Origin of the sequence: Streptomyces sp. NPDC057253 (genome assembly GCF_042669125.1) — a bacterium.
Lineage (GTDB): Bacteria > Actinomycetota > Actinomycetes > Streptomycetales > Streptomycetaceae > Streptomyces.
In genome coordinates this window covers 1-20,884 of sequence record NZ_JBHUXV010000055.1, presented here as the reverse complement: position 1 = coordinate 20,884, position 20,884 = coordinate 1, and the positions used below count along the sequence as shown (strand labels likewise).

Sequence of the window (20,884 nt, the reverse complement as noted above, 5' to 3'; positions counted from 1 at the left end):
CGGACGGCTGGCGTACGGCCGGCCGCCGCGCGCTCACACCTGGCGCGTGGATGGCTAGCCCACCGCGGTGAGTCCGCTCCAGGTTCGGCCGATCGCTGTTTCGGCCGCCCACTGCTCCAGGAGTCGCCTCGCCTCCTCCTCGGGGGCGGCGAGGGAGACCTGTTGGGCGCCGGCCTCGGTGGTGCGCTGTTGCTCGTGCGTGCCCTCGCTGCAACACGCGCACAGGATGCGGACGCTGCTCGCGGGTTCGGCGCCGAAGTCGTGGTCGGTGAAGAGTTGGACGAGTGCCTCCAGGTCGGCCGCCTCGCCCGCGGCTACGGTGACCTCCAGGGTGGGCAGGGGGGAGGCCTCGAAGAGCAGCAGCTCGTCGAAGACGGGGAAGGTCGAGCCCTCGACGACCCGCTCGCCCTTGGGTTCGCCGTCGTGGACCACGATCTCGCCGTACCGTCGGCCGCCTGTGACCGGCACGTTGACGACCCGGCCCCGGGTGGGGCACAGCCGCTCGATCCAGACGACCTCGCGCTCACCGCCGGTGTCGAGGCGGACGCAGGCGTGTCCGAAGCGGCCGTCGATCTGCCCCTCGCCGTCGGGGAGTTGGATCCCGAAACCGGTCCACGCGTCGCGCGCGGTCGCCCAGTCCCGCTGGATGGTGGCCGCGATGCCGAGGTTCCAGTACGCCGGGTCGCCCTCGCCGCGCGGGCTGCGGGCGGCCGCCTCCCGGCCCAGCTCGTACGCCTTGGCCCAGTTCCGCAGGAACTTGTGGGCGAGCGCGGCGTCGTACCACCACACCGCGCTCACCTCGAGGTCCGGGAAGTGCGCGAGGACCTGCTCGTAGAGTTCGGCGGCCCGCAGCCACTCCTCGGCGTCCCAGGCCGCACGCGCCTGCTCGACCAGCTTCTTCGCCTCGGACTTCGTCATGTGTTCCACCCCTGCCGTACGACAACCGCAGGAGCGTACGCCGTCGTTCTCGGGGCGCGGACACCGGCACGGACGGCTCGGTGGAAACGAGTACGCCGTCTCCCTCCGCAACGCGCCACCCCGACGGAAGCGGCACCACCGAACAGCTCCTGACCCTGGAAACGAACCCGCCCCCTACTCCTCCGGCGGAAACACCGGCTCCCCGTTCCCCAGCAGGCTGATCATGATCGCCTCGACCGGGCAGTTCTCGGCGGCCGCCAGGATCTTCTCGTTGGCGTCGGTCTCCGGGTCGGTGGGGTGGGACTGGCGGGCCGTGTCGAGGTGGAAGGCGTCGGAGGCGGTGTGGACGCACTGGGCCGAGCCGATGCACAGGGAGCGGTCGACCTCGACGTGCCAGCGGTCCCCCATCGCCTCAGCCCTCCCAGCCGGCCGGGAGGTGGATCATCTTGTGCTCCAGGAACTCGCCGTAGCCCTCCGGGCCGAACTCCCGCCCCAGACCGGAGGACTTGTAGCCGCCGAAGGGCCCGAGCATGTCGAGGCTGAAGGTGTTGACGTTGTACGTGCCGGTGCGGACCTGCTTCGCGACCTCGATGCCGCGCTCGACGTCGGCCGTCCACACGCTGCCGGACAGGCCGTAGTCGGAGTCGTTCGCGATCTTCACCGCCTCGGACTCGTCCCCGTACGGCAGCAGGCAGATCACCGGGCCGAAGATCTCCTCCCGCGCGATCCGCATCGAGTTGTCGACGTCCCCGAAGAGCGTCGGCTCGACGTACCAGCCGCGGTCCAGGCCGGCCGGACGCCCGCCGCCGGTGAGGATCTTCGCGCCCTCCTCCTGGCCGATCCTGATGTAGTCGAGGTTGCGCCGCTGCTGGCGCTCCGCGACCAGGGGGCCGACCTGGGTGGCCGGGTCCAGCGGATCGCCCACGACCAGGGAACTCGCCGCCGCCGCAAGGGCTTCGGCGAACTCGTCGTAGCGGGAGCGGGGCAGCAGGATGCGGGTCTGGGCCACACAGGCCTGGCCGTTGTTCATCCAGGCGGAGGGGACGATGCCCGCGACGGCCGTCTCGACGTCCGCGTCCGGCAGGACCACGGCCGCCGACTTCCCGCCCAACTCCAGTGTCACGCGCGTGAGGTTGCGGGCCGCGACCTCCATCACCCGCTTGCCCGCGCCCACCGAGCCGGTGAAGGAGACCTTGTCGATCCCCGGGTGCCCGACCAGGTACTCACTGACCTCACGGTCGGCCGGGAGGATCGACAGCACCCCCTCCGGCAGCCCGGCCTCCTTGGTGATCTCGGCCAGGATGTACGCGTCCAGCGGCGACTCGGGCGACGGCTTGAGCACCACCGTGCAGCCGGTGAGCAGCGCGGGCGCGAGCTTGGCGGCGGCCACGAACTGCGGGACGTTCCACGGCACCACGGCCGCCACGACCCCGACCGGCTCGCGGCGCACGAGGATGCGGCCGAGGACTCCGTCGCGGGTCTCCTCGTAGACGAAGTTCCGGGCGACCGTGATCGCCGAGTCCCAGACCATCATCGCGCCGAGGGCCTGGGCGAGGACGCTCCAGGAGTACGGCGAGCCGTTCTCGGAGGAGATCACGCGGGCGATCTCCTCGTGCCGTACCGCGATGGCGTCCTTGATCCGGGTGACGACCTCGATGCGCTCGTCGAGGGACATCCGCGGCCAGGGGCCCTCGTCGAAGGCGGTGCGGGCGGCGGCGACGGCCGCGTCCACGTCCGCGCGGGAGGCGTGCGGCACCCGTCCGATGACCTCCTGGGTGTGCGGGGAGATCACCTCGATGACGTCCTTGCCCAGGGGGTCGGTCAACTCCCCGCCGATGAACAGCTGTCCGTGTTCCACGAGCTCGGCCATGGCGAACGCCTCCCAGGGGCGGCTTGCTGACGATCCATCAGATAACCGGATACGGAACTGATACCAGTTCCACTCGGAGGAGTCCACGGCCCGCACGCCACGGCTGTTGGTGACCTCAGGCTACCGTCGAAACCCGTTCTAGTTATGATGGCCGGAACGCGGTGATTGGGGAGCTCATGGCGCAGGTGTACGACCATGGTGGCGGCGTCCGGTCCGTTCAGGTGCCCATCCCCGACAACCCCCTCGGCCACACGCTCGTGTACGTCGTCGAGACCGACCGGGGTCCGGTGCTGGTGGACACCGGGTGGGACGACCCGGCCTCCTGGGACACCCTCGCCGAGGGACTGACCGCGTGCGGGACCGGCGTCGGCGAGATCCACGGTGTGGTCATCACCCACCACCACCCCGATCACCACGGTCTGTCCGAACAGGTCCGGGAGGCCTCCGGCGCCTGGATCGCCATGCACGCGGCGGACTCCGCGATCGTGCGGCGCACCCGGGAGACCCGGGCCGAGCGCTGGTTCACCTATATGACGGCCAAGTTGGAGGCGGCGGGCGCCCCGGAGGAGCACGTGGCGCCTCTGCGCACCGCCCGCCGACGCCAACTCCCGGGCTTCTCGCCCGCGTTGCCCGACCGCGAGATCGTCCCCGGTGAGCTCCTGGACCTCCCCGGCCGCAGACTCCGCGCGATCTGGACCCCGGGACACACCCCCGGCCATGTCTGTCTGCACCTGGAGGAGGAGCACCCGGCTCACCTGCCGGGCCGCGGACGTCTGTTCTCCGGCGACCATCTGCTGCCCGAGATCACCCCGCACATCGGCCTGTACGAGGACCCCGACGACGCCACCGTGACCGACCCGCTGGGCGACTACCTCGACTCCCTGGAGCGGATCGGCCGCCTCGCGCCCGCCGAGGTCCTCCCCGCCCACCAGCACGTCTTCACCGACGCCGAGGCGCGCGTACGGGAGTTGCTCGCCCACCACGAGGAACGCCTCACCGACCTGCGCTCCCTCCTCGCCGAGCCCCTCACCCCCTGGCAGCTCGCCGAGCGCATGGAGTGGAACCGGCCCTGGGACCAGATCCCCTACGGCTCACGGAACATCGCGGTCTCCGAGGCCGAGGCGCATCTGCGGCGGCTGGTGAAGCTGGGGCGGGCGGAGGCGGTGACGGGGAGCGATCCGGTGACGTACGTGGCGGTCTGAGCACACCGGCTCCGGCTCCGCACAGGCTGATCAACGGAGGCAGCTCCGCACAGGCGCCCCTCAGCCGCTTCCCTACGGGCGAGTACAGTAGCCGGGTCGTCATCACACCCGTACGGGGGAAAGCCGGTGCAATTCCGGCGCTGACCCGCAACCGTAACCCGCCCCCACAGGCGGTGAGCCGGACTGCCCCGCACGGCCAGTGACCGGCTCGCGCGCACCGGCAACCGGCCGATGCGCGGCACCGTCGAGGTATACGGAGCCGAGCCGCCCGGGGGGGTCCTCCCGTGCTGCCCGGTTCCCCGCAGGGAGAAGGGCATCCGCCGATCATGAACGTCCGCCGCAGCGCCGCGGTCCTGGCCGCCGCCGTCGTGATCGGGGGTACGGCCACGCCCGCCGTCGCCGCATCGCCGTCCCCGAAGCCGTCCCTGCCCTCGGGGCTCTACGGCAGCGGCGACCCCACGTACGACGGGGTCTGGCGGCAGTCCTACGCGCTGATCGCCCTGCACCGGGTCCACGAAAACCCTCCCGCCGCGGCCGTCGAGTGGCTGGCCGGACAGCAGTGTGCGAACGGGGCGTTCCCGGCGTTCCGCGCGAACCCGGCCAAGGCCTGCGACGCCAAGCTGATGGTCGACACCAACAGCACCGCGGCCGCCGCCCAGGCCCTCTCCGCGGTCGGCGGGCACGACAGCGCGGTCACCGAGGCGGTGGCCTGGCTGAAGTCCGTCCAGAACAAGGACGGCGGCTGGGGCTACGCGCCCGGCGGGGCCAGCGACGCCAACTCGACGTCCGTGGTGATCGGCGCGCTCCACACGCAGGACCTCTCCGTCCCGGAGGTCCGCGTCGGCACGAAGTCGCCTTACGACGCCCTGCTGAAGCTGTCCCTGCCGTGTGCGGACGGGGGCGCCTTCGCCTACCAGCCGGACAAGAAGGGCGAGCTCAGGGCCAACGCGGACGCGACGGCGGCGGCGGTCGTCGCCGCGTCGGGGAGGGACCTGCTGACGGCGAAGCCCGACATCCGGGGTGAGCTCACCTGCGCCGACGCGCCGGACCTCACCCGGACGCGGGCCGCGACCAACGGAGCCGCCTATCTCGCCGCGGCCGTCGCGAAGGACGGCTACCTGAAGTCCGCTCTCCCCGGCGCCGAGAATCAGCCCGACTACGGCAACACGGCGGACGCGGTCGTCGCACTCGCCGTGCAGGGCGGTACCGGGGCCGCGCGCAAGCCCCTGGAGTGGCTGAAGCGGAACTCCGCGAAGTGGGCCGAGCAGAACGGCCCGGCGGCCTGGGCCCAGCTGATCCTCGCCGCCGAGGCGACCGGCACCGACCCGCGCGACTTCGGCGGCACGGACCTGGTGGAGCGGCTGACCGCGACCGGACCGACGCCGGTCAGCGCGTCCCAGGACGACTCCGGTACGTCCGTGTGGTGGATGGTCGGCGCGGGCCTCGCCGCCGGTGCGGGCATCGGCTTCCTCCTCAGCGCCCGCAACAAGAGGAAGCAGCCGTGATCCGCCGGGCGGCCCTCCTCGGCGTCCTCGCCGGGCTGCTCCTCGCCGTCGCGGGCCCGGCCCACGCCACCGGCTACCGCTACTGGTCCTTCTGGGACCGCACCGGCACGACCTGGACGTACGCCACGCAGGGCCCCTCGACCGCGGTCCCCTCGGACGGCGACGTCCAGGGCTTCCGCTTCGCGGTGAGCGAGGACTCGGCGGACGCGAGCAGGCCCCGCGGGTCGGCGTCGTTCACGGCGATCTGCGCGCGCACGCCGGCCCAGGAGGGCCGAAAGCGCGTGGCCCTGGTCATCGACTTCGGTACGGCCGCGGACGCGCCCTCCGGTGAGCAGCCCCCGGCGCAGCGCGGCGCGTGCGCGGTGGTGCCCCGCGACGCGACGACCGCGGAGGCCCTGGCGACGGTCGCGAAGCCGCTCCGCTACAACACGAACGCCCTGCTCTGCGCGATCTCGGGGTACCCCCGGACGGGTTGCGGTGAGGCGGTGACAGGGTCGAAGAAGGCGGCACCCGCCGAGAAGAAGCACGACGACGGCCCGTCGCTGGGCCTGTGGGCGGGAGCGGCGGCCGTAGTGGCACTGGCCGCCGCAGCGACCTGGCAGGCGAGGCGCCGCCGCGATGCGTAGCGAGGCCGGACACCCGACGGACGGCACCGACACCGGCACAGGTCCCGGCACCGGCACCGGCACTGACCCCGACACCGGCACCCGACCTGCCCCGCCGGCCCCCCGCCCGGCGTCCCTGCACCCCGGTGCCTGGTGGCTCTGGGCTCTCGGTCTCGGTGTCGCGGCCACCCGGACCGGCAACCCGCTGCTCCTCGCGCTCCTCGTCGCCGTCTCCGCCCACGTGGTGGCCACGTGCCGCCGGCCCTCCCCCTGGTCCCGGTCCTACGCCGCCTTCCTCAAGCTCGCCCTCGCCGTCCTCCTCGTCCGCCTCCTGTTCACCGTCGTGCTCGGCTCCCCCGTGCCCGGCACCCACGTCCTGGTCACGCTCCCCGAACTCCCGCTCCCCGACTGGGCGCAGGGCATCCGGCTCGGCGGCAGGGTGACCGCGGAGTCCCTCGTCTTCGCCCTCTACGACGGCCTGAGACTGGCCACGCTCCTCATCTGCGTGGGCGCCGCGAACACCCTCGCCAACCCGCACCGCCTCCTGAAGTCCCTCCCCGGCGCCCTCTACGAACTCGGCGTCGCCGTGGTCGTGGCGCTCACCTTCGCCCCCCACCTCATCGCCGACGTCCAACGCCTGCGCGCCGCCCGCCGGCTGCGTGGCCGCCCGGACACCGGCCTGCGAGGTCTCCTCCAGGTCGGACTCCCGGTCCTGGAGGGCGCGTTGGAGCGTTCGGTCGCCCTCGCCGCCGCGATGGACGCCCGCGGCTACGGCCGTACCGCCGAGGTCGCGCCCCGGGTCCGCCGTACGACCACCGCGCTCACCCTCGGCGGTCTGCTCGGGGTCTGCGCGGGAACGTACGGACTGCTCACCGCCGAAGGCGGCACGTACGGCCTCCCCGTCCTCCTCGCCGGTCTGACCGCCGCCCTCGCGGGCCTGCGGCTGGGCGGCCGCCGCACCCCGCGCACGCGCTACCGGCCGGACCGCTGGACTCCCCGTGCCGTCCTGGTCGCCGGTTCCGGCGCGGCCGCCGCGGCGGCGCTGTCCCTCGCGAGCGTCACGGACCCGGCCGCCCTGAACCCCGGCGTGGTCCCGCTCGTCGCGCCCGCCCTCCCGCTGTGGCCCGCCGCGGCCGTCCTGGTGGGCCTCCTGCCGGCCTTCCTCTCCCCCGCCCCCAAGGAGCCGTCGCCGTGATCCGCTTCGAGGACGTCTCCGTGACGTACGACGGGGCCGCCGAACCCACCGTCCAGGGCGTCGACTTCGAGGTGCCCGAGGGTGAACTGGTGCTGCTCGTCGGCCCGTCGGGGGTCGGCAAGTCCACGGTCCTCGGCGCGGTCAGCGGGCTGGTCCCGCACTTCACCGGCGGCACCCTGCGCGGCCGGGTCACGGTGGCCGGCCGCGACACCCGCACCCACAAGCCGCGTGAACTGGCCGACGTGGTCGGCACGGTGGGCCAGGACCCGCTGTCCCACTTCGTGACGGACACGGTCGAGGACGAACTCGCCTACGGCATGGAGTCGTTGGGCCTGCCGCCGGCGGTGATGCGCCGCCGGGTGGAGGAGACGCTGGACCTGCTGGGCCTGGCCCCGCTCCGCGACCGCCCCCTGGCCACCCTCTCCGGCGGCCAGCAACAGCGGGTGGCGATCGGCTCGGTCCTCACCCCGCACCCCCGGGTCCTGGTCCTGGACGAACCGACCTCGGCCCTGGACCCCGCGGCGGCCGAGGAGGTCCTGGCCGTCCTCCAACGCCTGGTCCACGACCTCGGCACCACGGTCCTCATGGCCGAACACCGCCTGGAACGCGTCATCCAGTACGCCGACCAGGTCGCCCTCCTCCCGACCCCGGGCGCGGCACTGCGCGTGGGCACCCCGGCCGAGATGATGGCGGTGTCCCCGGTGTACCCACCGGTGGTGGACCTGGGCCGCGTGGCGGGTTGGGACCCCCTGCCGCTGACGGTGCGGGACGCCCGCCGCAGGGCGGGGGCCCTGAGGGAGCGACTGGCCGGACGGGTACCGACGGACAACGCACCCGCAGCCGCAGCCACCGCACCCGCAGCCGCCGACGGCGGGCCCGCCCCACAGGGGCCACCCGCACCCGACAACGAAAGCCGCATGGGTGGTGCGGGTGGGAACCCCGGAACGCCCCGCCGAAGGCGGGCGTTCCGCACCCGCCCCACTCCCCCCGCACCGAACCTCGCCGACGTCACCGCCCTTTCCGTCCGCCGGGCCCACGTCCAGGCCCTGCGCCACCTCGACCTCACCATCCGCCCCGGCGAGACCATCGCCCTCATGGGCCGCAACGGCGCCGGCAAGTCCACCCTCCTCAACACCCTGGTCGGACTCGTGACCCCGACCACCGGCGCGGTCCAGGTGGGCGGTGCCCCACCCCACCGCACCCCGCCCCGGGACCTCGTCCGCCGAGTGGGCCTCGTCCCGCAGGAACCCCGCGACCTCCTCTACGCCGACACGGTCGCCGCCGAGTGCCGAGCCGCCGACAAGGACGCCGCCGCGGCACCCGGCACCTGCCGCGCCCTCGTGACCGACCTGCTCCCGGGGGTGACCGACGACACCCACCCCCGGGACCTGTCCGAGGGTCAGCGCCTCGCCCTCGCCCTCGCCGTGGTCCTGACCGCCCGCCCACCCCTCCTGCTCCTGGACGAACCGACCCGCGGCCTGGACTACGCGGCGAAGTCCCGCCTGGTCGGCCTGCTGACGGACCTCGCCGCCGCCGGCCACGCGATCATGCTGGCCACCCACGACGTGGAACTCGCCGCCGAGCTCGCCCACCGGGTGATCCTGCTGGCCGAGGGCGAGGTGATCGCCGACGGCCCGGCCGCGGAGGTCATCACGTCCTCCCCCTCCTTCGCCCCCCAGGTCAGCAAGATCCTCGCCCCGCAGCGGTGGCTCACGGTGGCCCAGGTACGGAAGGCCCTGTCATGACCCGGGCCCCCGGCACGCCCAGCACACCCCGCACACCCCGCACGCCCAGAGCCGTCCCCCTGGGCCCCCGCTCCCTCCTCACCCTCACCCTCGTCAGCGCCGTGGGCGTCGTCGCCTTCGGCTGGCCCTTCCTCGCCCCGCCCGACTCCCAGGTCGGCAGCCACACCCAGGACGCCCCCTGGCTCTTCGCCGGCCTGCTGGTCCTCCTCGTGGCGGTGGTCGCGGCGTCGATCGCGGAGTCGGGCCTCGGCCCCAAGGCCGTGGCGATGCTCGGTGTGCTCGCCGCGACCGGCGCCGCCCTGCGGCCCATCGGCGCGGGCACCGCCGGTATCGAGCCGATGTTCTTCCTGATGGTGCTCAGCGGCCGCGTGCTGGGCCCCGGCTTCGGTTTCGTGCTCGGCAACGTCACGATGTTCGCGTCCGCCCTGCTCACCGGCGGGGTCGGCCCCTGGCTGCCGTTCCAGATGCTGGCGATGGGCTGGTTCACGATGGGCGCGGGCCTGCTGCCGGTACCGGCTCGCGCGGCGGGCCGTACGGAGGTCCGGGTCCTGGCCGCCTACGGCTTCCTCGCCGCCTTCGCCTACGGCACCGCCATGAACATGGCCGGCTGGCCCTTCATGGGCGCCCTCGCCTCGAACATCGCCTTCGACCCGCACGCCGGGGTCCCCGCCAACCTGGCCCGGTTCGTGGCGTACTGCCTGGCCACGTCCCTCGGCTGGGACCTGGGCCGGGCGCTGGTCACCGTCGTCCTGACCCTCACCCTCGGCCCGGCCCTCCTCAGGGGGCTGCGCCGGGCGACCCGACGCGCGGCTTTCGAGGCCCAGGTCACATTCGAGGCGCCCGGGCGGTGAAGCGCCCCACATGACCCAGCTCACCTACTAGGGGGAACAGTAGGAGCAATTCCGACATAACGCCCATCGCGCACCCCTTCTGACCTGCACTTTGAGAGCCGGATCACACGTACGGCCATTCCCGGCGATTCGACCACCACTAGTAAAAGGGGTTATTGCGGACGCCTGCCGAGCCTGTTTCTGTGGACGACGTCGCACGGCGCCGACACGCCCACGGGCCTCGGCGCCGACGCATGTCCCCCCGGGACCGCGAGCGACACCACCGTCCCCGACGAAAAGGTTCTCCGTGTCCGTCTCCCGCATCGCCCGCCGCATCGCTTCCCCGAAGAAGGCCATCACCACCGCCGCGATGGCCGCCGCCACCGCCGGCCTGGTCCTGACCGCGGCGCCGGCCCAGGCGGCCACGACCAGCTCCTCCGCCCAGGCCAAGGCCATCGCCCACCAGATGATCCCGAACGCCGCCCAGTACGCGGCCTTCAGCAAGATCGTCGAGCACGAGAGCGGCTGGGACGTCAACGCCACGAACGCCTCCTCCGGCGCCTACGGCCTGGTACAGGCCCTCCCGGGCTCCAAGATGGCCTCCGCCGGCTCCGACTGGAAGACCAACGCCAAGACCCAGATCAAGTGGGGTCTTGACTACATGAACTCCCGCTACGGCAGCCCGACCGGCGCCTGGGCCTTCTGGCAGGCCAACGGCTGGTACTGAGCCACCGCGCCCTGAGCCCCGCGCCCAGCACCGCCGTACACCTTCGACCCACCGCGCGGCTCACCGCCGTACGGCCAAAGCCACCGTGCGACTCACCGCCGTACGCCGTCGAAGAACCGCACCACCTGGGGCGCCGACACCACGGCCGAGCCGAAGTGGTCCACGGCCCCCTGCTCGACCACCCGCACCCTCGCTCCCTGACCTGCGAGGGTGCGGGCGCATGTCCGGGTGTTGGCGAGGGGCACGTCGGTGTCGCCGGTGGCGGCGTACAGCCGTACCGGAGCCGCCGGCTTCCAGTCGCAGGTGTGGTCGGCGGCGCGCATCGCGTCCAGCACCGGGCCGGAGGGGTGCCGCAGCCGGTCGTGGAAGGTGGGGGTGAGCAGCTGTTCCACCGTCGGCGCGAGGCCCCTGACGACCTCCTCCTGCTCGTGGCTGCCGTCGAGGAGGCGCTCGACCCGGCTCGCGTAGGGGGCGCGGAACGCGTCGGAAGGGTGCTGGTAGAGGGGGTGCAGCCGGTTCTGCGCGACCAGCCAGTACGCGGTGTACAGGACCCCGCTGACGTCGTTGACCCGGCCGTCGAACAGCGCGGGCATCTCCTGGCCCTCCAGGTCGTACGGGCCGCTGACCGGGGCGAGTGCCCGCAGCCGGAAGTGCCGGTCGGCGCCCTTGTCCAGCGCCTTCCCGAGCGCCATCGCGACCTGGCCGCCCTGCGAGAAGCCCGTCACGTACAGGTCCCCGGTGAGCGGGCGGCCGAGCCGGTCCGCTGCCGTCCGGGCGGCGCGGAGCATGTCGAGGGAGGCGGTCACGGACGAGGCGGTGTCCATGTACGGGTGAGGGCCCGGCCCCCTGCCGAGGCCGAGGTAGTCGGGGGCGGCGACCGCACGGCCCGCGCTCGCGTTCAGATACGACGGTATGCGCCCGAAATCCTCGCTCGCCGAGGGCGCGTAGTCACGGTCGACCATGGTGCCGTGGGTGTCGGAGACCAGGTCGAGGCGGTGCGGGCCGCCCTCGGGGAGCGTCAGCAGGCCGGTCGCGGTGGTGGGCGCGCCGTGCGGGTCGACGGTCCGGTAGGTCAGCCGGTACGCCCGTAGGCCGTACCGCACCACGTCGGCGTCGACGTCCCGCCCGGTCAGGAACGACCTGACCTGCCCGGCGTCCCGGTCGGCCACGGGCGTGACGGAGAGCAGGTCACCGCGGGGCGCCGGATGCGCCTCTCCGCCCCCGGCCGCCGCCACCGGGGTCGCGGCGAGCCCGGCGAGCAGCAGGGCCGCCGCTCCGGCAAGCCCCCTCCGCCCGCACCAACTCAGGCCTTTTCCAGGGTATTTGCGCGTCTCATCACTCATGTCCATCGACGCTACGGACGCGCCGTTCACCCCGACATCCGAGAGTCCCCCGCTTCCGTGGTGGACTTGGGTGCACCCCGTCCGTCCGGCCGTCCGGAGACCCGATGAGCGAACAGAGCGGTACCGGCACGAAGCCGGCCGCCGACCCCGAGGCGCGCGGACTGCGCCTGGTGCCCGTGCTGTTGGGGCTGACGGTGGTCAGCGGGCTGATCGACGCGGTCAGCTATCTGGGCCTGGAACACGTCTTCACCGCGAACATGACCGGCAATGTGGTCGTGCTCGGCTTCGCGGCGGCCGGTGCCCCCGGCTTCTCGGTGGCGCACACCCTGACCTCGCTGGGGTCCTTCGTGGTGGGCGCGACGGCGGGCGGCCGGGTCGCCGTACGGCTCGGTGCCGGCTCCCGCCGGACCTGGACCCGGCGCACGCTCGCCGCCGAGGCGGTGCTGCTCGGTGTCTCGGCCGTGGTCGCCTTCGCCGCGCCCGGCGCCACGGCCACCGCCTACACCCTGATCGCCGTGACGGCCTTCGCGATGGGCCTGCGCAACGCCACGGTCCGCAGGCTCGGCATCCCTGACCTGACGACGACCGTGCTGACCATGACGCTGACCGGCCTCGCCGCCGACTCGCGCGCGGGCGGCGGCCCCGGCACCCGCTCTCCGCGCCGTACGGCGTCCGTGGTCGCGATGGTGGCCGGGGCCGCCCTGGGCGCGTGGCTGGTGCTCCACCACGGCCTCGCCCTGCCGCTGGCGATCGCGGCGGGGCTGGTGGCCGTGCTCGCGGTGACCGCCTCCGGGCGCGAGTAGCCCGCCTACTTCGCCAGGAAGGAGAGCAGCGCCGAGGTGACCTCCTCGTGGTGCGTCCACAGCAGGCCGTGCGGCGCGCCCTCGATCTCGACGTACTCGGCGGACGGCAGCAGCGCGTGGAAGGGGCGGCCGGTGGAGTCGATCGGCAGGATGCGGTCGGCGGTGCCGTGCAGGATCAGCGCCGGTACGTCGATCTTCGCCACGTCGGCCCGGAAGTCGGTGATCCAGGTCGGCACGCAGGCCACCGAGGCGTGCGCCGAGGCACCCGCCGCCACGTTCCAGCTGCCCCGCACGGCCGCCTCGCTGATCCGGCTGCCGAGCGTCTCGTCCAGGTTGTAGAAGTCCTGGTAGAAGGCGTCGAAGTAGGCGTAGCGGTCCTTGGTGACGGCGTCCAGGATGCCGTCGAACACCGACTTGTCGACGCCCGTCGGGTTGTCGTCGGTCTTGAGCAGGAAGGGCTCCAGGGAGGCCAGGAAGGCGGCCTTCGCGACCCGGCCCGAACCGTAGGCGCCCAGGTAGCGGCCCACCTCACCGGTGCCCATCGAGAAGCCGACGAGGACCGCGTCGGTCAGGTCCAGGGTGGTGAGCACCTTGTCGAGGTCGGCGGCGAAGGTGTCGTAGTCGTAGCCCGTGGTCGGCTGCGAGGAGCGGCCGAAACCGCGGCGGTCGTAGGTGATGACCCGGTGGCCGGCCTCCAGGAGCGCCGGCAGCTGCTTCTCCCAGGAGTGGCCGTCGAGCGGGTAGCCGTGGATCAGGACGACCGGCTGCCCGGTGCCGTGGTCCTCGTAGTACAGCTCGATCGGAGCGCTGTTCTCTTCACCGACGGTGATGTACGGCATGGGGTTCCTCTCCCTTGGACGAGGCTCCAGCTCACCAGGAACCGCCCATGGTCACCAGGCAGAAGTGCAGGCGGAAGTAGCGAGTGCTTGTTCTAATTGTCGTGATGACCAGTCATGACCACGAAGTCCCGCAGTCCGAGGTGCCCCGGGGCGGCACCGCCTTCGGTGTGATGCTGCGCTCCCTGCGCCGGGCCGCCCGGCTGACCCTGGAGGAGCTGTCCGAGGCGTCCGGGGTGAGTGTGCGCGCCCTCGGTGACCTGGAGCGCGGCCGCAGCCGGGGCCCGCAGCGGCGTACCGTCGAGGCGCTCGGTGCCGCCCTCCGGCTGGACGCCGAGCAGCGCGAGCGGCTCCAGCGGCTGGCCGACGCCGGCCGGGAGCGCGCGGCGGCACCGGCACCGCCGTATCTCCTGCGGACCGTCCCGGACTTCACCGGCCGCCGGCAGGAGCTGGCGGATCTGGAGGCGCTCGCCACCGGCACGCGCACGCGTGCCGCGGTCCTCTTCGGGCCGGGCGGGCAGGGCAAGACGACCCTGGCCGCGGAGGCCGTACGGCGGCTGAGCGGCTCCTTCCCGGACGGCAGTGTCTGCGTCCAGCTGCACGGCATGAGCGAGGCGCCGCTGCCGCCCGCCGAGGCGCTGGTCCTGCTGCTCACCGCGCTCGGCCAGCCGCCCGACCGGATCCCGGTCGACCCGGTCGCCCGCGAGGCCCTGTACCGGACCACGATCGCCGGTCGGCGGGCGCTGATCGTCCTCGACGACGCGGCCGACGAGACCCTCACCCGGCCGCTGCTGCCGGACGCCGAGGGCAGTTTCGTGCTGGTCACCAGCAGACGGCCGCTGGCCGGTCTCGAAGGCGTACGGCGGATCAGGCTCGGCGGGCTCAGCGGCGGGGAGTCGGCGCGGCTCCTGGGGCGGATCCTCGGCGCCCCGCGCACCGACGGCCAGTCCGAGGCGATCACCCGGCTGACCGAGCTGTGCGGCCATCTCCCGCTGGCCCTGCGGATCGTCGGCAACCGTCTCTCCAGCCGGCCGAGCTGGACACCGGCCCGGTTGGTGGACCAACTCGCCGACGAGGGGCGCCGGTTGAGCGGCCTGGTGGCGGGCGACCTCGCCGTGCGCAGCGCGCTCGCCCTCTCCTACGGCCAACTCACCGCATCGCACCGGTTGTTGCTGCGCCGACTCGCCCTGGTCCCGGGCCATGACACCGGCCCCGAGCTCGCCGCCGTCCTGACCGGCGAGGACCCGCTGACCACCGAGGACTCCCTGGACCTGCTGGTCGACCGGGGCCTGCTGGAGGAGACCGCGCCCGGCCGGTACGCCCTGCACGATCTCGTACGGCTCTTCGCGCGGGAGCAACTGGCCGCCGAGGAGCCCGAGTCGGCGGCCGGGGAGGTCCGGCTGCGGCTGGCGGACTGGCTGTTGCGGTCGGCCTCGGCGGCGGGACGCCGGTTCGAGGCGCCGGGTGCGCCGGAGCCGTGGCCGGGCGGGACCGCCGCCTTCGCCCCCGAGTCCCCGGAGGCGGCGGAGGAGTGGCTGACCGCGGAACGCGCGAACTGGGCGGGCGCACTGCCGGTGCTGTTCGCCGCGGAGCGGCACGCGGAGATCCTGCATGTCTCGCGCACCCTGTACTGGTTCTCCGACCGGTGGAGCCCGTGGCCCGAGTGGCGGACCCTCTTCTCCTACGGCGCCCGGTCCGCGGCCGCCCTCGGGGACCGCACGGCCGAGGCCCACCAGCTCAACTGTCTCGCCTGGGCCCACTCGGTCGGCGCCTACCAGTACGTGGAGGGCGAGCAACTGGCGCGCAGGGCCCTTGCGTTGGCGACCGAGACCGGTGCGCTCGACGAGCAGGCGTGGGCGTGGGCGTACATCAGCGGGGCCTGTCTGAGTCTGGAGCGGCCCGCGGAGGCGGCTCAGGCGGCCGCGCGGGCCACCCGGCTCTTCGAGGAGACCGGCGACACCGCGGGCCGGGCGGTCTCCCAGCGGGTCCTCGGCAGGGCGCTGCGGGAATCCGGCCGCGCGGAGGAGGCGTTGACCCTGCACCGGGCCCTGCTGGGCACCTCCGCCGGGGACGTGCCCGGCCTGGACGCGTACATCGAGGCCCATCTCCGGAACGAGATAGCGAGCGACCTGCTGGCACTGGAACGCTGGCCCGAGGCGGTGGCGGCCTACCGGACCGTCACCCCGCCCCTCTCCCACGACGGCCTCGACCGCCTCCAGGCCCAGGCCCTCACGGGCCTCGCCACGGCGTTGCGCCACTGCGGCGAACACAAGGAGGCCCGCACGCACTTGCACCGGGCCCACGAACTGTTCACGGCGGTGGGGGACACGGCGTCCGCGTCGAGCACGGCGACGGCCATTGCAGAGCTCGGGGAGTCGGTTGAGGTGACCGGGAGGTCGGGCGAGTGACTGGGATGTCGGCCGAGGTGAGTAGGGCGTCGGGCCGGTGACTGGGAGGTCGGGCGAGGCGACCGGCAGGTCGGCCGAGTGACCGGGACGCCGGCCGAGGTGACCGGGGAGTCGGGCCCGTGACCGGGACGCCGGCCGAGGCGAGCGGGACGTCCGGCCGGTGACTGGGACGTCGGGCGAGGCGACCGGCAGGTCGGCCGAGTGACCGGGACGCCGGCCGAGGCGAGCGGGACGTCCGGCCGGTGACTGGGAGGTCGGGCGAGGCGCGCAGGTCGGCCGAGTGACCGGCAGGTCGGCCGAGGTGACAGGGGAGTCGGGCCAGTGACCGGGACGCCGGCCGAGGTGACCGGGCCGCCGGTCGGCCCGACAGGTGGCGTCAGGCCCCCGGAGTCGTCCGCGCCGCCCTGCCCCGCGGGGCGGCCTCCTGTGTCCGCCTGCGTCGGCCGCCGACCAGGCCGCCCGCGGCGCCCAGGGAGACCAGGCCCATCGCGGCGGCGGCGATGATTCCGTCGACCCCGCCGAGGACGACGTACAGGACCACGGCCGTGACGCCGTTGAAGAGGAACAGGAACCACAGGGTGCCGGGTCGCGACAGGAACGCCCTGATCCTCGGCTTGGCGGCGATCCGCGACCCGGCGAGCAACGCGACGACGGACCCGCCGTAGGTCACGACGTCCTTCCGGGTGCCGTCCAGCACGGCCCCGGCCGCACCGCCGGCGGCGAGACCGCCGACGAAGAAGGCCCACAGCAGCAGGTCGGCGAGGAAGGACTTGACGGAGGTGAGCGCAGAGGACACGGGATCTTCCTTAGGGGTGGGGAGGCCAGGGTGACCAGGACCGATGGATCCGTCGCGATCCGTCGCGATCCGTGATCCACGATCCCGTCCCCCGCCCGCCCCCACGAGGGACCGCGCTCCCGAACCCCCGGTGTAGCCCGCTACACCCTCACCCGGTGATCCGGCCGCCCGTCCTTCGCCAGCATCGAGTGCGACTCGGCCACCGCCCGGTAGAGCCGCATCCCGGAGTCGCCGCGCACGTCGTCGACGGTCCAGACCCGCCCGCCGTGCAGCAGCGACCGCCGCGAGTACACCTCCAGCGCCCGCTCGGCCCCTTCCCCGACCTCCTCGGCGACGCCGGACATGTACACCCCCTGCCCGGTCCCGATCTCCGCCGTGGAGTCGAAGACGACGATGCCCACCTGGGGCCGTACGGCGATGTTCCGCGAGTGCGTGACGTCCGGCGAGGACACCCAGAAGAACTCCCGGCACTCCACGTGCGCGAAGTAGACCGGCGTGCTCCACGGCCGCCCCTCCGCGTCCGCGGTGGCCAGCACCAGATACCGGTTCGCCTCGACGATCCCGCGGGCGCTGTCGACGCCCGGCCGCATCTCAGCGGCTCCTTCGATACGTCAGCGGGAAGTCCGTCTCCCACTCCGCCGACGCGGCCCTCGACCGCTCCCACACCCCGTGGATGCTGTCGCCGTCCGCGCCGAGCCGCCCGGTGAACCGCTGCCGGAAGGACAGCGGCGAGAAGTCCTCCTCCTCGCGCAGCAACTGCCACACCGCACCGTCGAAGGTCATCGCGTACACCCGCACGACCCCCCGCGAGTCGAAGTAGTGCTGCGTGTACGCCCCGGTCTCCGGCTCGACCGACACGATCGCCATGCTGTCCGGAGCGGGTCCCGGCGCCCGGGTCCGCTGCACCAGGAACCGCCCGCCGGGCTCCCACGCGAACACGGACCGCCCCGACGCGGCCCCCTGCCCGGGAAACTCGGCCTCGACCACCCACTCCCCGACCAGGACCCGCAACCGCTCCAGAGCTTCCTGCTCCGCCGTCGCACCCATCGCGACCACCTCCTCGCAGTCAGGACCGCGAGGGCGGCGGAAACTCATCGGTACGGCTCCACGGGACGGGTGAGGCGTCACGCCTGCGCCGTGGCGGCCCCTTCCTTCGCCGCCCGGTGGGTTCTCCACTCCTTGCGGAAGAAGTACCCGCGCAGGACCGCGATCGCCAGGAACAGCAGGCCGAAGCCGCCCCGGCCCAGGCCCCCGTCCGTGACGAACCAGTAGAGGGCAAGGCCGGCGAAGAAGAGACAGATCCCGATCATGATCGGTTCACGGACGTAGAAGGGCAGGGCACGGAGGATGACATTGATCAGCATCCGCCAAGTTGACCAGTACGCAACAAACCCTGTCTACAGCCTTTGAATGATCGTGCCGGTGGCCAACCCACCCCCCGCACACATCGTGATCAACGCGAACTCCCTGTCCGCGCGCTCCAGTTCATGCAGCGCCGTGGTGATGAGCCGCGCCCCCGTCGCCCCCACCGGGTGCCCGAGCGCGATCGCGCCGCCGTTGACGTTGACCTTCTCCAGGTCCTGCTCGAAGACCTGGGCCCAGCTCAACACCACGGACGCGAAAGCTTCGTTGATCTCCACGAGGTCGATGTCCTTCAGGGACATGCCCGCCTTGCCGAGGACCGCGCGGGTCGCGTCGATCGGGCCGTCCAGGTGGAAGTGCGGGTCGGCCCCGACCAGCGCCTGCGCCACGATCCGCGCCCGGGGCTTCAGCTTCAGCGCCCGCGCCATCCGCTTCGACGCCCACATGATCGCCGCGGCCCCGTCGCTGATCTGGGACGAGTTGCCGGCCGTATGGATGGCCGTGGGCATGACCGGCTTCAGGCCCGCCAGCGCCTCCATGGACGTGTCCCGCAGCCCCTCGTCCCGGTCCACCAGCCGCCACATGCCCTGTCCGGCCCGCTGCTCGTCCTCGGTGGTCGGCACCTGGACCGCGAACGTCTCCCGCTTGAAGCGCTCCTCGGACCAGGCGACGGCCGCCCGCTCCTGGGAGATCAGGCCGAGCGAGTCGACGTTCTCGCGGGTCAGCCCCCGGTGCCGGGCGATGCGTTCGGCCGCCTCGAACTGGTTGGGCAGGTCCACGTTCCACTCGTCGGGGAACGGCTTGCCCGGCCCGTGCTTCGAGCCGGAGCCCAGCGGCACCCGGGACATCGCCTCGACCCCGCAGCTGATCCCGACGTCGATGACCCCGGCCGCGACCATGTTGGCGACCATGTGGGAGGCCTGCTGGGAGGAGCCGCACTGGCAGTCGACGGTCGTCGCCGCCGTCTCGTAGGGCAGCCCGACCGTCAGCCAGGCCGTGCGCGCGGGGTTCATGGACTGCTCACCGGCGTGGGTGACCGTGCCGCCGACGATCTGTTCGACCGCGTCGGCGGGGATGCCGGTGCGGCCGAGGAGTTCACGATAGGTCTCGCCCAGCAGATAGGCGGGATGCAGATTGGCGAGCGCGCCGCCGCGCCTGCCGATGGGGGTGCGGACGGCTTCGACGATCACGGGTTCGGCGGCCATGGGTGCGGGTCCTCTCCTCCGAACGGATCCCTGGAACTCCGAAAACTCGGGAACTAGTACGTGTTCTAGTTAGCACACTGCATGCAGTCTGCTGACGATCCGGCCACCACCGCAAGGGTCGTGCAGGCAATTGGGGTCTCCGCACCCCTTGCCTCTTGTAGAACCCGTTACTACCTTCACGGCAGCTCTGTTCCTGATGGACCGTCAGAAAGCTGTCGAACAGCTGGAGTGAGTTGCCGATGCAGTGTCCAGCGCTTCCCGACGGGTTCGACTTCACCGACCCCGACCTGCTGCAAAGCCGCGTACCACTGCCGGAGTTCGCCGAACTGCGCCGGGCCGAACCGGTGCGCTGGATCCCCCAGTCGGGCAACATCGCCGGCTTCCAGGACGAGGGGTACTGGGCGGTCACCCGGCACGCGGACGTCAAGTACGTCTCCACCCACCCGGAGATCTTCTCGTCGTACCTCAACACGGCGATCATCCGCTTCAACGAACACATCGAACGCGACGCGATCGACGCGCAGCGGCTGATCCTGCTCAACATGGACCCGCCCGAGCACACCCGGGTCCGCGGGATCGTCCAGCGCGTCTTCACCCCGCGGGCCATCCGCGCCCTGGAGGAACGCCTGCGCGACCGGGCCCACGCGATCGTCGAGACCGCCCGCGCGCTGCCCGGCGACTCCTTCGACTTCGTCACCCAGGTGGCCTGCGAACTGCCCCTTCAGGCCATCGCCGAGCTCATCGGCATCCCGCAGGACGACCGGGCGAAGATCTTCGACTGGTCCAACAAGATGATCTCGTACGACGATCCCGAGTACGCGATCACCGAGGAGGTCGGCCAGGAGTCGGCCATGGAGCTCATCGCCTACGCGATGAACATGGCGGCCGACCGCAAGCAGTGCCCGGCCAAGGACATCGTCACGACGCTGGTGTCCGCGGAGGACGAGGGCAACCTGAACTCCGACGAGTTCGGCTTCTTCGTGCTGATGCTGGCGGTCGCGGGCAACGAGACGACCCGCAACGCCATCACCCACGGCATGCACGCGTTCCTGACCCACCCCGACCAGTGGGAGAAGTACACGGCGGAGCGCCCCTCCACGGCCGCGGAGGAGATCGTCCGCTGGGCGACCCCCGTCAACGCCTTCCAGCGCACCGCCACCCAGGACACCGAGCTCGGCGGCAAGCAGATCAAGAAGGGCGACCGGGTCGGCATCTTCTACGCCGCCGCCAACCACGACCCCGACGTCTTCACGAACCCGGACGTCTTCGACATCACCCGCGACCCCAACCCGCACCTCGGCTTCGGCGGCGGCGGCCCGCACTACTGCCTCGGCAAGTCCCTGGCGGTCCTGGAGATCGACCTGATCTTCAACGCGATAGCAGACGCCATGCCGAACCTCCGCGCGGCGGGCGACCCACGCCGCCTGCGCTCCGCGTGGATCAACGGAGTGAAGGAACTCCAGGTCACCTTGAGCTGACATCCGGCGCCCCGCGCCCCTCAGGGGCGCGGGGAATCGCGCGACCGGCCACGACG

Annotated in this window: 20 protein-coding genes and 1 riboswitch; of the genes, 10 read left to right on the top strand and 10 right to left on the bottom strand. The window is 72.7% G+C overall.

Features of this window, described 5'->3' with window-relative positions; all coding sequences use genetic code 11:
- Positions 1 to 54: 54 nt before the first annotated feature.
- The 3 genes from ACFULQ_RS27295 to ACFULQ_RS27285 form a co-directional block, all read right to left on the bottom strand.
- Complete coding sequence (locus ACFULQ_RS27295) at positions 55 to 918, bottom strand: tetratricopeptide repeat protein (RefSeq protein ID WP_383548446.1); 864 nt, start codon at positions 916 to 918, stop codon at positions 55 to 57.
- A gap of 174 nt (positions 919 to 1,092) precedes the next feature.
- Positions 1,093 to 1,326, bottom strand: coding sequence for a ferredoxin (locus ACFULQ_RS27290; RefSeq protein ID WP_383548443.1), 234 nt, complete (start codon positions 1,324 to 1,326; stop codon positions 1,093 to 1,095).
- Positions 1,327 to 1,330: 4 nt separating this feature from the next.
- Positions 1,331 to 2,788, bottom strand: a complete 1,458-nt coding sequence (locus ACFULQ_RS27285) for an aldehyde dehydrogenase (protein WP_383548440.1) — start codon at positions 2,786 to 2,788, stop codon at positions 1,331 to 1,333.
- 176 nt (positions 2,789 to 2,964) lie between these two features.
- On the opposite strand from ACFULQ_RS27285, the gene ACFULQ_RS27280 reads away from it, so the two are divergent.
- The 7 genes from ACFULQ_RS27280 to ACFULQ_RS27250 all read left to right on the top strand — a co-directional run bounded on the left by ACFULQ_RS27280 (position 2,965) and on the right by ACFULQ_RS27250 (position 10,597).
- Entirely contained in the window at positions 2,965 to 3,990 is a 1,026-nt protein-coding gene (locus ACFULQ_RS27280; RefSeq protein WP_383548438.1) for an MBL fold metallo-hydrolase, read from the top strand.
- Between the two features lie 76 nt (positions 3,991 to 4,066).
- A riboswitch (cobalamin riboswitch) is annotated at positions 4,067 to 4,196 on the top strand.
- 120 nt (positions 4,197 to 4,316) lie between these two features.
- The gene (locus ACFULQ_RS27275) at positions 4,317 to 5,495 is read left to right on the top strand and encodes a prenyltransferase/squalene oxidase repeat-containing protein (protein WP_383548435.1); all 1,179 of its coding nucleotides are present in this window, start codon (positions 4,317 to 4,319) and stop codon (positions 5,493 to 5,495) included.
- Positions 5,492 to 6,121: an SCO2322 family protein gene (locus tag ACFULQ_RS27270; protein ID WP_383548432.1), complete on the top strand. Its 630-nt coding sequence runs from the start codon at positions 5,492 to 5,494 to the stop codon at positions 6,119 to 6,121. The genes ACFULQ_RS27275 and ACFULQ_RS27270 overlap by 4 nt, the downstream gene beginning before the upstream one ends.
- On the top strand, positions 6,114 to 7,295 hold the full coding sequence (locus tag ACFULQ_RS27265; RefSeq protein ID WP_383548429.1) for an energy-coupling factor transporter transmembrane component T: 1,182 nt from the start codon (positions 6,114 to 6,116) through the stop codon (positions 7,293 to 7,295). Before ACFULQ_RS27270 ends, ACFULQ_RS27265 begins: the two co-directional genes overlap by 8 nt.
- A complete protein-coding gene (locus ACFULQ_RS27260; RefSeq protein ID WP_383548426.1) occupies positions 7,292 to 9,040 on the top strand; it encodes an ABC transporter ATP-binding protein in 1,749 nt (582 codons plus the stop codon). Before ACFULQ_RS27265 ends, ACFULQ_RS27260 begins: the two co-directional genes overlap by 4 nt.
- Positions 9,037 to 9,891, top strand: coding sequence for an ECF transporter S component (locus ACFULQ_RS27255; RefSeq protein WP_383548423.1), 855 nt, complete (start codon positions 9,037 to 9,039; stop codon positions 9,889 to 9,891). Before ACFULQ_RS27260 ends, ACFULQ_RS27255 begins: the two co-directional genes overlap by 4 nt.
- A gap of 286 nt (positions 9,892 to 10,177) precedes the next feature.
- Positions 10,178 to 10,597, top strand: coding sequence for a transglycosylase SLT domain-containing protein (locus ACFULQ_RS27250; RefSeq protein WP_383548420.1), 420 nt, complete (start codon positions 10,178 to 10,180; stop codon positions 10,595 to 10,597).
- A 92-nt stretch (positions 10,598 to 10,689) separates the two neighbouring features.
- Here ACFULQ_RS27250 and ACFULQ_RS27245 read toward each other — a convergent pair whose 3' ends face one another.
- Positions 10,690 to 11,940 carry an alpha/beta hydrolase family protein gene (locus ACFULQ_RS27245; protein WP_383548417.1) on the bottom strand — a complete coding sequence of 417 codons (1,251 nt, stop codon included), beginning with the start codon at positions 11,938 to 11,940 and terminating at the stop codon, positions 10,690 to 10,692.
- 104 nt (positions 11,941 to 12,044) lie between these two features.
- Between ACFULQ_RS27245 and ACFULQ_RS27240 the strand changes: the two genes are divergently transcribed.
- A complete protein-coding gene (locus ACFULQ_RS27240; protein WP_383548414.1) occupies positions 12,045 to 12,743 on the top strand; it encodes a YoaK family protein in 699 nt (232 codons plus the stop codon).
- A 5-nt stretch (positions 12,744 to 12,748) separates the two neighbouring features.
- Here ACFULQ_RS27240 and ACFULQ_RS27235 read toward each other — a convergent pair whose 3' ends face one another.
- Positions 12,749 to 13,582, bottom strand: a complete 834-nt coding sequence (locus ACFULQ_RS27235; RefSeq protein ID WP_383548411.1) for an alpha/beta fold hydrolase — start codon at positions 13,580 to 13,582, stop codon at positions 12,749 to 12,751.
- A 104-nt stretch (positions 13,583 to 13,686) separates the two neighbouring features.
- Between ACFULQ_RS27235 and ACFULQ_RS27230 the strand changes: the two genes are divergently transcribed.
- Positions 13,687 to 15,987, top strand: coding sequence for an ATP-binding protein (locus ACFULQ_RS27230; protein WP_383548407.1), 2,301 nt, complete (start codon positions 13,687 to 13,689; stop codon positions 15,985 to 15,987).
- A 376-nt stretch (positions 15,988 to 16,363) separates the two neighbouring features.
- On the opposite strand, the gene ACFULQ_RS27225 is transcribed toward ACFULQ_RS27230, so the two are convergent.
- From ACFULQ_RS27225 to ACFULQ_RS27205, 5 genes are all read right to left on the bottom strand, one after another.
- On the bottom strand, positions 16,364 to 16,783 hold the full coding sequence (locus ACFULQ_RS27225; RefSeq protein ID WP_383548404.1) for a hypothetical protein: 420 nt from the start codon (positions 16,781 to 16,783) through the stop codon (positions 16,364 to 16,366).
- Between the two features lie 140 nt (positions 16,784 to 16,923).
- On the bottom strand, positions 16,924 to 17,373 hold the full coding sequence (locus ACFULQ_RS27220) for a pyridoxamine 5'-phosphate oxidase family protein (RefSeq protein ID WP_383548401.1): 450 nt from the start codon (positions 17,371 to 17,373) through the stop codon (positions 16,924 to 16,926).
- Between the two features lies 1 nt (position 17,374).
- Positions 17,375 to 17,830, bottom strand: coding sequence for a hypothetical protein (locus tag ACFULQ_RS27215; protein ID WP_383548399.1), 456 nt, complete (start codon positions 17,828 to 17,830; stop codon positions 17,375 to 17,377).
- A gap of 77 nt (positions 17,831 to 17,907) precedes the next feature.
- Complete coding sequence (locus ACFULQ_RS27210; protein WP_383548396.1) at positions 17,908 to 18,147, bottom strand: hypothetical protein; 240 nt, start codon at positions 18,145 to 18,147, stop codon at positions 17,908 to 17,910.
- 33 nt (positions 18,148 to 18,180) lie between these two features.
- Positions 18,181 to 19,350: a steroid 3-ketoacyl-CoA thiolase gene (locus ACFULQ_RS27205; RefSeq protein ID WP_383548393.1), complete on the bottom strand. Its 1,170-nt coding sequence runs from the start codon at positions 19,348 to 19,350 to the stop codon at positions 18,181 to 18,183.
- A gap of 239 nt (positions 19,351 to 19,589) precedes the next feature.
- Here ACFULQ_RS27205 and ACFULQ_RS27200 point away from each other — a divergent pair, with 239 nt between their 5' ends.
- Positions 19,590 to 20,828, top strand: a complete 1,239-nt coding sequence (locus ACFULQ_RS27200) for a cytochrome P450 (RefSeq protein ID WP_383548390.1) — start codon at positions 19,590 to 19,592, stop codon at positions 20,826 to 20,828.
- Positions 20,829 to 20,884: the final 56 nt, after the last annotated feature.